The following is a 12,663-nucleotide window of genomic DNA, read 5'->3' on the forward strand; positions in this document are numbered from 1 at the left end:
TTCAAAGGAGCTAATATGTCAACTCCAGCTCTTATCTGGTTAGAAGATGAAAATGGTTCTCCGATTGTAGGTTCGTGCATGATGCCGACCAGACTCGGTTCGATAGAACTGAACACGGTGATGCACAACATCACAATCCCGGTAGAGCAGCACACGGGAAGGCTAACAGCCACAGGGATTCATGTCCCGATATCCGTTCAAAAGGAGTTTGATAGAACAAAACCGGTACTGTTAAGGAATTTACGCCGCGCCCATCAGCATTCTTTTTGTCATCCCCATAAAGCTGGATTTACAATAATTCCATTACTATTAAAAAGTCTTTTAACAGGTATCCAAGTTATTAAAGATCTCTTTAATAACATCAGCGATACGAGAGCAATGCAGGTACGAAGCCGCACCAACGAACGCTATGTCACAATCCTGCGCCACGACCAATAACTCCCCCACACATCCATAAAAAAAGCGGCCCTAAGGCCGCCAAAACCCTCAATTGCAGTGAACATTGAGGAAGGAGGATAATAAACGGGTTAGCCTTTCACGCCGCCGGCCGTAAGGCCGCTGACCAGCCAGCGTTGTGCCAGCAGGAACACCAGCGTAATCGGAATTGCAGAGAGCACCGCCGCCGCCGCAAAGTCGCCCCACAGATAGTTTTGCGGGTTCAAATATTGCTGCATGCCAACCGCCAGCGTGTAGCTGTTCACATCGCGCAACAGCAGCGACGCGACCGGCACTTCAGTAACCGCAGCGATAAACGCCAGAATAAACACCACCGCCAGAATCGGCACCGAGAGCGGTAGCAGCACCAGCCGGAAAGCCTGCCACGGCGTAGCGCCATCCAGCGCGGCGGCTTCTTCCAGCGAACCGTCGATGGTTTCGAAATAGCCTTTAATAGTCCAGACGTGCAGGGCAATGCCGCCGAGATAAGCAAAGATCACGCCGCCATGCGTATTCAGGCCGATAAACGGCAGATATTGTCCCAGGCGATCAAACAGCGCATAGAGCGCCACCAGCGACAGCACGGCCGGGAACATCTGGAAAATCAGCATGCCTTTTAACAGCGTGGCGCGCCCGGCAAAACGCATGCGCGCAAAGGCATACGCACAGGTGGTGGAAAGCGCCACAATGCCAATTGCGCTGATGGCGGCGATTTTCACCGAATTCCACAACCAGAGCAGCACCGGGAAGGGCGGTGGTGTCACGCGGCCGTCGGCGTGCTCGACGCTAAAACCTAACGCTAGCTGCCAGTGTTCCCAGGAAATCTGCTCCGGGATCAGCGAGCCGGTGGCGAAGTTGCCAGCACGCAGCGAGATGGCGAAGACCATCAGCAGCGGAAACAGGATTCCCGCAATAAATATCAGCAGCAGCAGATGCGTCATAAACAGACGCAGCTTTTGCGATTTGGGTTGCACCATAGCCATAACGACTCCTTAATCGAATTTCATCCGCACGGCTTTAAGATTGATCACCGCCAGCGCGCCCACCAGCAGGAAGATCAGCGTGGCAATCGCCGCCGCCAGACCAAAGTCCTGCCCGCCGCCACCTTCAAACGCAATGCGCCAGGTGTAATTCACCAGCAAATCGGTGTAACCGGCTGGCGTGGTGGTGCCGATACGATCCGGTCCGCCGTTGGTCAGCAGTTGCACCAGCACAAAGTTATTAAAGTTAAAGGCAAAGCTGGCGATCATCAGCGGCATCAGCGGCTTCAACAGCAGCGGCAGGGTAATCAGGAAGAAGTTCTGCAGCGGCCCGGCACCGTCCATCGCCGAGGCTTCATAAAGATCGTCCGGAATCGCTTTCAGCAGCCCCATGCAAAGAATCATCATGTAGGGATAGCCGAGCCAGGTATTGACGATCACCAACATAGTGCGCGCCAGCGTTGGATCGCTGAACCATGCGGGCTGGAAGCCAAACAGCGCTTGCAGCATCACGTTGATTTCACCGAAGCTCTGGTTGAACAAGCCTTTGAAAATCAGTATCGAGATAAAGGCGGGCACGGCGTAGGGCAAAATCAGCATCACGCGATACACCGCTTTGCCTTTCAGCGCTTCCCACTGCACCAGGCAAGCCAGCACCATGCCGACCGCCACGGTGAGAATCACCGTCACGAAGGAAAACAGCAGCGTCCAGCCAAAGATCGCCAGAAACGGCTTCTGAATCCCTTCATCGGTAAACACGCGAATGAAATTCTTCCAGCCGGTATTCACCGTGAAGCCCGGACTCAGCGCTTCGCCGCTGCTGTTCTGATAAAAACCGCTTTCACGATTGGCCTGATATAGCGCGCCGCTTTGCTGATTTTTCAGATCGCCGTTGGCTTGCAGCACATACAACGGGCGCGTGCCGGAAAACTGGCGCAGCGAGCTCATCACCACCAAACGACCATCCGGCAGTTCGGCCTGAATCTGGTTCAGCGCCTGTCGATTAGTGGTGACGATGCGCAACGTGGCGCGTTCGCCCGGCGGTGGCGGGGCGCTGGTCAGTTTCAGCTTTTGCGCTCCGCCAAAGGCAAACGCAGGCGAGACGAAGGTTTGCCCGTTGACGGCTTCGGTCAGCACCAGCTGCCAGCGATCGCCCGCCGGGATCAGCGAGAAGTTCAGCGCCGAACCATCCTGATATTGACGGCTCAGCAACACTTGTTGCGCGCGTTCCAGCGTCAGCTGATTGGTGCTGCTGTAGTTGGTAAAGGCAATCGCCACGGTGCAGGCGAGGGGAAACAGTACGAACAGCGCCATGCCGGCGAGGCCGGGATAGACATAGCGCCAGGCATAAGCGCGACGATTGGCATAAATCCAAATACCGACGGCGCTGATAATCAGCGTCACCAGCGCAAACAGATATTCACCTTTTGCATACATCAGCACGAGCAGATAGCCGACCAGCAGACAGCAGATACCGAGAAAAAGAGCCTTCAGCACGGCGCTGAACCGTGCTGTTTTCGGTTTTCCTGACATGATGCGGTTTTCCTTAACAGCCAGTAACGAGCCGGATTGCGCCGGCTCTGGTAGAGAGGATTACTTGTTGAGTCGTGCCTGCGCATCTTTCAGCGCCGCATCGACGCTTTGACGTCCGCTCAGCGCATTAAGCGTGGCGGTGCGCATCGCGTACCAGAAGGCGGCCATCTGCGGAATGTTCGGCATGATGTCGCCGTTGCGCGCGTTGGTCATGGTGGCGGCGATACGTTCATCCTTCTCCAGCGTCTGCTGGAACGACTTCAGCGCCACCGCGCCGAGCGGTTTGTCTTTGTTGACCGCATCCAGACCAGAATCGGTCAGCAGGTAATTTTCCAGGAACTCTTTGGCCAGCTCTTTGTTCGGGCTGGCAGCATTGATGCCGGCACTCAGCACGCCGACGAAGGTTTTGGAATTTTTGCCGTTCAGCGTTGGCAGCAGCGTGACGCCATAGTTGATTTTGCTCTTATCGATGTTGCTCCACGCCCACGGCCCGTTGATGGTCATGGCGGTTTGCCCTTTATTAAAGGCGGCTTCAGCGATGGAGTAATCGGTATCGGCATTCAGCGTTTTCGCCTTCACCAGATCGACAAGGAATTTCATTCCCGCTTTGGCGCCAGCGTTATCCACGCCGGTATCTTTCACGTCGTAGCGGCCATCGTTGAGCTTAAAGGCATAAGCGCCGCCCGCCGCCAGCAGCGGCCAGGTGAAGTACGGCTCCTGCAGGTTAAACATCATGGCGCTCTTGCCCTGCGCGCGCATTTTCTTATCGATGGCGGCGATCTCTTCCCAGCTTTTTGGCGGCTCAGGCAGCAGATCTTTGTTGTAGATGAGGGACAAGGATTCAACCGAAATCGGATAACCGATCAGCTTGCCGTTGAAGCGCACCGCGTCCCAGGTGAAGGGGAAGATTTTCTCCTGGAAGCGCGCATCCGGCGTGATCTCCGCTAACAAGCCTGACTGTGCGTAACCGCCGAAGCGATCGTGCGCCCAGAAGATGATGTCCGGGCCATCGCCGGTGGCGGCAACCTGCGGATACTTCTCTTCCATTTTGTCCGGATGCTCAACCGTTACCTTGATGCCGGTTTCCTGCTCAAACTTCTTACCCACTTCAGCCAGGCCGTTGTAGCCCTTGTCGCCGTTGATCCAGATGACTAGCTTTCCCTCTTCAATCTTTGCAACGGCAGAAGCTGAAAACAGCACGGCCGTCAGGGCGGAAAGGGCAAGAATGCGTGCACCGGTTTTCATTGTCATAACTCCATCCTGTTAGCGGAAACGGAAATCGTTTTACCTGCCACATTGTGAGTATCTGCCGCCGCTTCTCATCCTCCCCGCCTCTACGCCTGTATTTCATTTGATGTGATCTGTGTTGCAAAACCACCCGGTTATCACAGGCTGGCGCACACAATCGTCGCTCTGCTCTGCGTCATAGCTCACAAAAATGGTTGCCTGCCGCGTTTTATCAGACGCGTCTGCACGATCTCCTCCTCCTGTCTCCTCCCCCACGCTGACGCGCTGCGGTGGAGGATGTCGGCCTTGAGGTCCTTGCCCATAGTGGTCGCCGGGGTCTGTCCGCCGATTTGCGGACAAGGAATAGCAAGCTGAGAGGAAAGCATCATGTCGAGCGTTACGTTGCGCAGTGTCTCCAAGGTGTGGGGCGAAACCGAGGTGTCGAAAAACATCAGCCTTGAGATCGCCGAAGGAGAGTTCGTGGTTTTTGTCGGACCGTCAGGCTGCGGCAAATCGACGCTGCTGCGCATGATTGCCGGGCTGGAAACCATCACCAGCGGCGATCTGTTTATTGGCGACAAACGCATGAATGAGGTGCCGCCCGCCGAGCGCGGCATCGGCATGGTGTTTCAGTCCTACGCGCTGTATCCCCATCTTTCGGTGGCCGAAAACATGTCGTTCGGCCTCAAGCTGGCGGGCACGCGCAAAGCGGAAATCCAGCAGCGCGTCAATCAGGTAGCGGAAGTGCTGCAGCTGGCGCATCTGCTGGAGCGACGTCCGAAAGCGCTGTCGGGCGGGCAGCGTCAGCGCGTGGCGATTGGCCGTACGCTGGTGGCAGAACCGCGCGTGTTTTTACTCGATGAGCCGCTCTCTAACCTCGATGCCGCGTTGCGCGTGCAGATGCGCATTGAGATCTCACGCCTGCATAAGCGCTTGAAGCGCACCATGATTTACGTCACCCACGATCAGACTGAAGCGATGACGCTGGCCGACAAGATCGTGGTGTTAGATGGCGGCCACGTTGCCCAGGTCGGCAAGCCGCTCGAGCTATATCACTATCCCGCCAATCGTTTCGTCGCCGGTTTTATCGGCTCACCGCGCATGAATTTCTTACCGGTAAAAGTCACCGCCACCGCCATCGATCAGGTGCAGGTACGTTTACCGAATACCCAACTGGTGTGGCTGCCGGTCGACAGCGCGGGTGTGCAGGTAGGCAGCAACATGTCGTTAGGCATTCGTCCTGAACATCTGCTCTCCAGCGATATCGCTGACGTCACCCTCGAAGGCGAGGTGACGGTTGTCGAGCAGCTGGGACACGAAACGCAAATTCATATCCAGATTCCCGCCATTCGTCAAAGCCTGGTTTATCGCCAGGAGGACGTCGTGCTGGTAGAAGAGGGCGCCCTGATGGGCATCGGCCTGCCGCCAGAGCGTTGCCATCTTTTCCGTGAAGATGGCAGCGCCTGTCGCAGGCTACATCAGGAACCCGGTGTTTAGCCCTGCAAAACAATAAAAGCAATGACCTCAGGAGATAGAAAATGTTAACTCTGCGCAAACTCCCTATCGCGGTTGCTATCGCGGCAGGTACGCTCGCTGCCCCGTCGATGGCAGTAGATTTTACCGGCTATGCCCGTTCCGGCATCGGCTGGACCGGCAGCGGCGGGGAACAGCAATGTTTTCAGGCCACCGGCGCACAAAGTAAATACCGTCTGGGCAACGAATGTGAAACCTACGCTGAGCTGAAGCTGGGCCAGGAAGTGTGGAAAGAGGGCGATAAGAGCTTCTATTTCGATACCAACGTCGCCTATTCGGTTTCCCAGCAGAATGACTGGGAAGCGACATCCCCGGCGTTCCGCGAAGCCAACGTGAAGGGCAAAAACCTGATTGACGCACTGCCGGGTTCCACCATCTGGGCCGGTAAGCGTTTCTACCAGCGTCATGACGTGCATATGATCGACTTCTACTACTGGGATATTTCTGGTCCCGGTGCCGGTCTGGAAGATGTGGATCTCGGCTTCGGCAAACTCTCTTTTGCCGCCACGCGCTCCTCGGAAGCGGGCGGTTCTTACACCTTCTCCAGCGATCAGATTCGTGATTACGCCACCAGCACCGCCAACGACGTGTTTGATGTGCGTTTAGCGGGCCTCGAAACCAACCCGAACGGTGTGCTGGAATTGGGCGTCGATTATGGCCGCGCCAACGCGCGTGACGGTTATCGCCTCGAAGATAACGCCTCCAAAGATGGCTGGATGTTCACCGCCGAACATACGCAGAGCATGATGAAGGGCTACAACAAGTTCGTGCTGCAGTACGCCACCGATGCGTTGACCTCACAAGGCAAAGGCTTGCCGCAGGGCACCAACATCAACAACAGCGGCAGCATGTATCGCGTACTCGATCACGGTGCAATCAACCTCGCCGATCGCTGGGATCTGATGTACGTCGCCATGTACCAGAACACCGATCTGGATAACAACCGTGGTACCGAGTGGTACACCGTGGGCGTGCGCCCGATGTACAAATGGACGCCGATCATGAGCACGCTGCTTGAAGTGGGCTACGACAACGTCAAATCGCAGCAGGTAAACGAGCGCAACGGCCAGTACAAAGTGACGCTGGCGCAACAGTGGCAAGCGGGTGACAGCATCTGGTCGCGTCCGGCGCTGCGCCTGTTCGCCACCTACGCCAAGTGGGATGAGAAGTGGGGCTACAGCAAAGACAGCTCAGGTGATTTGACCTCCTTTGCCTCTAACGACAGCAGCGGCAACGGCATTCTGACCAACAGCCGTGGCAACAACGACGAAGTGACATTCGGGGCGCAGATGGAGATTTGGTGGTAATGCTCCCGCTTGTGGCTTAACTGAGACCCTCTCTTTTTGGCGCGGCGCGCCATTGCCTGGTTCGCGCCGCAGCCTGACAGTTTTTTGAGGTTATACAATGAGAATGAAAAAAACGGTTTTTGCGCTCTGCCTGAGCGCCGCGTTGCTGGCCGGTCAAAGTTTACCGGCGCTGGCTGATGTCAATCTGGTACCACAGGATCTCTCTGCAGCACCCACATTCCCCACCGCCAGCCTGCAAACGCTGAGCTGGCTGCCGGTAGATACCTCCCGCACGCAGGTAACCGCGCTGAGTGAAAACCATGCCAACCTGAACGCCGCAGGCGTGACGGGATCGGTGGCCGCTTATAGCCTGCCAGCGAATATCGGTGAACTCACTATTACGCTCAGCAGTGAAGTTAAACAAAATCAGGTATTTGCGCCGAATGTGCTGGTGCTGGATGAGAATATGCGTCCAGCAGCCTGGTTCCCGGCGCGCTTTTTCACCTATCAGCAGCCGGGCGTGATGGCAGCGGATCGGCTGGAAGGCGTGATGAAACTGACGCCTGCGCTGGGTCAGCAAAAGATCTATCTGCTGGTGTTCACTACCGAGAAGGATTTGACTGAAACCACCACGTTACTGGATCCGGCGAAAGCCTACGCTCGCGGCACCGGTAATGCGGTACCGGATATCCCTGATCCGATTGCCCAGCACAGCCGCGATGGCACGCTGAAACTCAAAGTGAAAACCAGTTCAGGTTCATCAATTCTGGTTGGGCCGCTGTTTGGATCATCGGGTCCTGCGCCGGTAACCGTCGGTAATACGCAGCGGGTTGCGCCTGCGACTTATCGTGCTGCCCCGGTTTCGGATGCAAAACCTAAACCGATCATGACGGATACCGAAGGTTACTTTAATCAGAACATCCGCGAAGCGGTTGAGAAGGGCAATATCGATAAGGCGTTGAAGCTACTGGATGAGGCCGAGCGTTTAGGTTCCACCTCCGCCAGACACGTGTTTATCAGCAGTGTTAAAGGCAAGGGGTAATCCGCCCCGGCAGTGCTGATTTGTCCCATCTGGTGCGCTTCGGCGCACCTTTTTTTGCCAGGTGCGCATAAATGCGCACCCTACGATCCTGTAGGGTCGCCATTTATGGCGACCAGCTACATGTAAATGCCCAATCAAACCCGCTTCCGTCGTTGATCGATATCCTCTAACAACGCGTTTATCTCCACGTCAGCAAACATCTCCTCCAGCGAGGCGCTGAGTTTGCGCCGCCAGTTGGGATATTGGCTGGTGGTGCCGGGGATATTCACTGGGGAAGCCATATCAAGCCACTCTTCGGGTTGCAGGCCCAGCAGCGCGCTGTTGCTCTCCGCCAGATAACGCTGCATCGCCGCACTTAACGCCCGATCCATCACCTGCGGTTCGGCCTGTTCGGGCAAGCAACTGCTGCGTTGCAGGCTCTTAAACAGCGCGCGTCGTGCGGCCAAACGCGACTTGTTCAGCCCGGCAAGAATCTGCTTATCGGGATAAAGCCCCAACTCGCTGCCCAGCCGTAGATCGTCGCTTTGCCACCAGCCGCGCAGGGTTGGCATATCGTGGGTGGTGGCGACCGCCATCGCCTGACGTGGCCAGCGGGCAGGGGCGCGAAAGGCCACTTTGGATGTCTGCTCAAAATAGAGCACTTTGTAGGAGTAAACGCCCGCCTGCTGCAGCTTGCCGATAATCTTCTCCGGCACCGTCCCCAAATCCTCACCAATCACCATGCAGTGATGACGCTGACTCTCCAGCGCCAGAATCGCCAGCAGATCGTCGATGGGATAATGGACATACGCACCTTCCGCCGCGCTTTCGCCCTGCGGGATCCACCACAACCGCAGCAGCGCCATCACGTGATCGATGCGCAGTGCGCCGCAGTCGTGCATGTTGGCGCGCAGCAGCGCAATCCACGGCTCGTAGGCGCGCGACTGCATAATCTGTGGATCCATCGGCGGCAATCCCCAGTTCTGGCCCAGCGGGCCGAGAATATCGGGCGGCGCGCCGACGCTGGCCTGCAAGCAGTAAAGCTCGCGATCGCTCCAGGTTTCTGCGCCGCCCTGCGCCACGCCCACCGCCAAATCGCGATATAAGCCAATCGGCATCGCCTGCTGCTGGCAAACCGCCCAGCAGTCAGCGAACTGGCGTGCGGCCAGCCATTGCAGCCACAGATAAAAGCGCACTTCGTAGGTGTGTTCGATGCGGAATGCCCGCACCGCTGCGCTGTCGGGCGACTGCAACGCCGCAGGCCAGGTTGTCCAGTCGTAGCGCTGAGGGTCTTCGGCGATCTGCGCGGCGTGCAGGGCATCGAAAACGCCCTGATGCAGCAAACTTTCACCGCCTTGCTGCATAAAGCTTTCAAAGGCGACAACCCGGTCATCTTCCGCGCCGCGCTTCCTGAAGTGCTGCCAGGCGAGGCGCAGCGCCTGCAGTTTGAGCGCAGTTACCGCTGAGTAATCAACCCACTCAGCATCCCGCGCCGCCTGTAACGCCAGTTGCGTGCTGGCTGCTTGCCACCAGCGCTGCGCATCTTCACTCAGCGTAAAATCCTCAACGGCGGCGACATCGATATACAGCATATTGAGCCAGCGCCGCGACGACGGGCTGTACGGACTGGCGCTTTCCGGCGTAGCCGGGAACAGCGCATGCAGCGGGTTCAAGCCAATACAAGCCCCCCCACGCTGCGCGACCTCGACCAGCATCTGCTTTAAGTCGCTGAAATCGCCGATTCCCCAATTGGTGGCCGATCGCAAGGTATAAAGCTGGATGCAGGCGCCCCACAGCGATTGCCCTTGCTGGATGGCTGGCGGCTCGTAACAGCGAACCGGCGCGACAATAATCCGGCAGTGAAAAGTCTGCGGATGCGCTGTGTAACTGAGCTGGTGATAACCCAAAGGCAGCGCAGGTAAAACGATCGGCTGGTTGGCGATAGCGCGCCCGTGCCAGCTTTCGCCCTGTTCCGCGATCAGCTGCCACTCGCCTGCCATGCCGGGCACAGGCAGCACAATCTCCGCGTGTTCTCCCTGCACGATCAGCACCGGCGGCAGCGGCGAAGCGTGCGGTTTCGCGGGATGCATCGCCGCCAGCAAACGCTGGCGGGTAACGGCAGAGACCGATTGCAGCTGACCGTGCGCGTCGATGTATTCGCTGGCGATTTCGGCGGTTGGTGTGATAGTGCTGTTCATCGCGCGGCCTGCCAGATGCGTTGCTGATAGTCGCGGATGGCGCGGTCGGCGCTGAACATGCCGCAGCGCGCGGTATTGAGAATGGCGGCGCGCGTCCAGCCGTGCTGATCGGCCCACAAGGTTTCAGCCTGCGCCTGCGCATTGAGGTAGTGACGAAAATCGGCCAGCACCAGATAAGGATCGCCGCCTTTAGCGCTCAGGCTATGCAGCAGCGGCTCGAATGCGGTGACGTCGCCATCGCTGAAGGTGCCGTCTTCTAACGCTTTCAATACCCGATCCAGCTGCGCATCTTTTTTGCGCCATGCGTCAGGCGAGTAGCCTTCCGCTTTCAACGCGCTGACCTGATCGACGGTATGACCAAAGATAAAGATATTATCGGACCCAACCTGATCGGCGATCTCCACATTGGCGCCATCCAGCGTGCCGATGGTTAAGGCACCGTTCAGCGCCAGCTTCATGTTGCCGGTGCCGGATGCCTCTTTGCCGGCGGTAGAAATCTGCTCGGAGAGATCCGCCGCCGGGATCAGCCGCTCGGCAACCGAAACGTTGTAATCAGGCACAAACACCACTTTCAGGCGATCGCCAATGCGCGGATCGTTGTTGATGGTGGCCGCCACTTTATTAATCGCGTAGATGATGTTCTTGGCCAGCACATATCCCGGCGCGGCCTTGGCACCAAACAGCACCACGCGCGGCGTCAGGTTGGCCTGCGGATCGCTCACCAGCGTTTGCCACAGCGCGATAATGTGCAGCAGCGCCAGATGCTGACGCTTGTACTCGTGCAGTCGCTTAATCTGCACATCAAACATCGCCTCAGGATTCACCTTGATGCCGGTGCGTTCAGCGATCCATTGCGTGAGTGCAACCTTGTTCTGCTGCTTGATGGCGCGATACTGCGCCTGGAATGCGGCGTGATCGGCGTAGGTTTCTAACGCTTTCAGCTGATCGAGATCGGTAAGCCACGGCTGATCAAGAGTTTTAGTGATCAACGCCGCCAGCGCCGGATTGCACTGATTAATCCAGCGTCGCGGCGTGATGCCGTTAGTGACGTTATGGAATTTTTCTGGCCACAGCGTGTGATATTCCGGGAACAGATCTTTCACCACCAGCTGCGAGTGCAGCGCTGCCACACCGTTCACCGCAAAGCCGCTGGTGACGCAGAGATTGGCCATGCGCAGCTGATTGTTGTGTACCAGCGCCAGTTTCGCCCAGGTCGCTTCGTCGCCCGGCCAGTTCGCCTCAACCTGCTTCTTCAACTGAGCATTGAGTTGGTTAACGATCAGCATATGGCGCGGCAGCAGGGCGCGCACCATGCGCACGTCCCAGCACTCCAGCGCTTCAGGCATCAAAGTGTGATTGGTATAAGCAAAGGTGCGTTGGGTGATGTGCCACGCCTCATCCCAGCTTAGCGCGTGTTCATCCAGCAGCAGGCGCATCAGCTCGGGGATCGCCAGAGTGGGATGGGTATCGTTAAGCTGAATCACTTCATAATCCGGCAAAGATTCGATGCTGCGTCCGGCGCGCTGGTGGCGGCGCAAAATGTCCGCCAGTGAACAGGCGCACTGGAAATATTGCTGCATCAGGCGCAGCTTTTTGCCGTTGTCGTGATTGTCGTTGGGGTAGAGCACTTTGGTGAGTTTTTCGGCCTCAATGCCCGGCTGCTCGGCACGCAGGAAATCACCGTTATTGAAGCGCTGTAGATTAAACGGCTGCGCATGTTTCGCCTGCCACAGACGCAGCGGCTGGGTGACGCCATTTTGATAACCCACCACCGGCAGATCCCATGCTTCGCCAAGAATTTGCACTGCCGGCTCCCAGCGCACAACGCCATTCTGCGTGATGACTTTGCCACCGAGATGCACCGGCACGGTTAGCGCCGCGTTGTGGTTAAACCACGGATAGCTATCGCGCTGCCAGTTATCCGGCATCTCCTGCTGCGCGCCATCAACGAAGTGCTGGCGGAACAGGCCGTGCTGATAATTGAGTCCGTAGCCGGTGGCGGGTTGTCCAACCGTCGCCATCGAATCGAGAAAACAGGCAGCGAGCCGGCCCAAACCGCCGTTGCCCAACGCCGGATCGGTTTCACACTCTTCCACGTCGCTCAGCGTGATATTCCATTCGGCCAGCGCCGCGTTGACCTCGTCATACCAGCCTAAGTTGAGCAGATTGTTACCGGTCAGTCGGCCAATCAAAAACTCCATTGAGATGTAGTTAACGTGGCGCTGCGGCGTGGCGGATGGCGGCGCAGGCATTTCCGCCAGCATGTCGGCCAGCGCGCCACTCAGCGCTTGCCACCATTGGTTTGGCGTCATCTCTTGCGCATCGTGCAGACCAAAACGTTGCCATTGGCGGGTTAGCGCGTGTTTAAAACGGGTGCGATCAAATTTCATAATCAGTCCTGTAAGGGCGGAGGTGAATGTGCTTCATTCTGCGCGTCAGCCATTACGCGC

General features: G+C 57.3%; 9 protein-coding genes. 4 read left to right on the forward strand and 5 right to left on the reverse strand.

Translation table 11 applies throughout. From position 1 onward, the window contains the following. The first annotated feature begins 15 nt into the window (after nt 1–15). Complete coding sequence (locus tag VIJ98_RS20570) at nt 16–438, forward strand: type VI secretion system tube protein Hcp (protein WP_323271300.1); 423 nt, start codon at nt 16–18, stop codon at nt 436–438. An 89-nt stretch (nt 439–527) separates the two neighbouring features. Here VIJ98_RS20570 and malG read toward each other — a convergent pair whose 3' ends face one another. From malG to malE, 3 genes are read right to left on the reverse strand one after another with little or no spacing between them, the layout of a single operon-like run. Next, nucleotides 528–1,418 (reverse strand): maltose ABC transporter permease MalG, encoded by an 891-nt coding sequence (malG, locus tag VIJ98_RS20575; RefSeq protein WP_312666529.1) that lies wholly within the window; start codon nt 1,416–1,418, stop codon nt 528–530. A gap of 9 nt (nt 1,419–1,427) precedes the next feature. Beyond that, the gene (gene malF / locus VIJ98_RS20580; RefSeq protein ID WP_323271301.1) at nt 1,428–2,948 is read right to left on the reverse strand and encodes a maltose ABC transporter permease MalF; all 1,521 of its coding nucleotides are present in this window, start codon (nt 2,946–2,948) and stop codon (nt 1,428–1,430) included. Between the two features lie 60 nt (nt 2,949–3,008). Then, nucleotides 3,009–4,199 (reverse strand): maltose/maltodextrin ABC transporter substrate-binding protein MalE, encoded by a 1,191-nt coding sequence (gene malE, locus VIJ98_RS20585; protein ID WP_323271302.1) that lies wholly within the window; start codon nt 4,197–4,199, stop codon nt 3,009–3,011. Nucleotides 4,200–4,562: 363 nt separating this feature from the next. Between malE and malK the strand changes: the two genes are divergently transcribed. From malK to malM, 3 genes are all read left to right on the forward strand, one after another. Beyond that, on the forward strand, nt 4,563–5,672 hold the full coding sequence (gene malK / locus VIJ98_RS20590) for a maltose/maltodextrin ABC transporter ATP-binding protein MalK (protein WP_061719670.1): 1,110 nt from the start codon (nt 4,563–4,565) through the stop codon (nt 5,670–5,672). Nucleotides 5,673–5,713: 41 nt separating this feature from the next. Beyond that, nucleotides 5,714–7,015, forward strand: coding sequence for a maltoporin (locus tag VIJ98_RS20595; RefSeq protein WP_179452535.1), 1,302 nt, complete (start codon nt 5,714–5,716; stop codon nt 7,013–7,015). Nucleotides 7,016–7,112: 97 nt separating this feature from the next. Then, nucleotides 7,113–8,036 (forward strand): maltose operon protein MalM, encoded by a 924-nt coding sequence (gene malM / locus VIJ98_RS20600; protein WP_323271303.1) that lies wholly within the window; start codon nt 7,113–7,115, stop codon nt 8,034–8,036. Nucleotides 8,037–8,170: 134 nt separating this feature from the next. Here malM and malQ read toward each other — a convergent pair whose 3' ends face one another. After that, nucleotides 8,171–10,213, reverse strand: a complete 2,043-nt coding sequence (malQ, locus tag VIJ98_RS20605) for a 4-alpha-glucanotransferase (protein ID WP_323271304.1) — start codon at nt 10,211–10,213, stop codon at nt 8,171–8,173. Continuing rightward, nucleotides 10,210–12,603 (reverse strand): maltodextrin phosphorylase, encoded by a 2,394-nt coding sequence (gene malP, locus VIJ98_RS20610; RefSeq protein ID WP_323271305.1) that lies wholly within the window; start codon nt 12,601–12,603, stop codon nt 10,210–10,212. Before malP ends, malQ begins: the two co-directional genes overlap by 4 nt. Between the last annotated feature and the right edge of the window lie 60 nt (nt 12,604–12,663).

Source organism: Pantoea sp. S18 (assembly GCF_045689705.1).
GTDB classification, from domain to species: Bacteria; Pseudomonadota; Gammaproteobacteria; order Enterobacterales; family Enterobacteriaceae; genus Pantoea; species Pantoea symbiotica.

Bases quoted from the DNA above. Each gene is read 5' to 3' on its own strand.
- VIJ98_RS20570 (WP_323271300.1), top strand. From the start codon at position 16: ATGTCAACTCCAGCTCTTATCTGGTTAGAAGATGAAAATGGTTCTCCG.
- malG (WP_312666529.1), bottom strand. From the start codon at position 1,418: ATGGCTATGGTGCAACCCAAATCGCAAAAGCTGCGTCTGTTTATGACG.
- malF (WP_323271301.1), bottom strand. From the start codon at position 2,948: ATGTCAGGAAAACCGAAAACAGCACGGTTCAGCGCCGTGCTGAAGGCT.
- malE (WP_323271302.1), bottom strand. From the start codon at position 4,199: ATGACAATGAAAACCGGTGCACGCATTCTTGCCCTTTCCGCCCTGACG.
- malK (WP_061719670.1), top strand. From the start codon at position 4,563: ATGTCGAGCGTTACGTTGCGCAGTGTCTCCAAGGTGTGGGGCGAAACC.
- VIJ98_RS20595 (WP_179452535.1), top strand. From the start codon at position 5,714: ATGTTAACTCTGCGCAAACTCCCTATCGCGGTTGCTATCGCGGCAGGT.
- malM (WP_323271303.1), top strand. From the start codon at position 7,113: ATGAGAATGAAAAAAACGGTTTTTGCGCTCTGCCTGAGCGCCGCGTTG.
- malQ (WP_323271304.1), bottom strand. From the start codon at position 10,213: ATGAACAGCACTATCACACCAACCGCCGAAATCGCCAGCGAATACATC.
- malP (WP_323271305.1), bottom strand. From the start codon at position 12,603: ATGAAATTTGATCGCACCCGTTTTAAACACGCGCTAACCCGCCAATGG.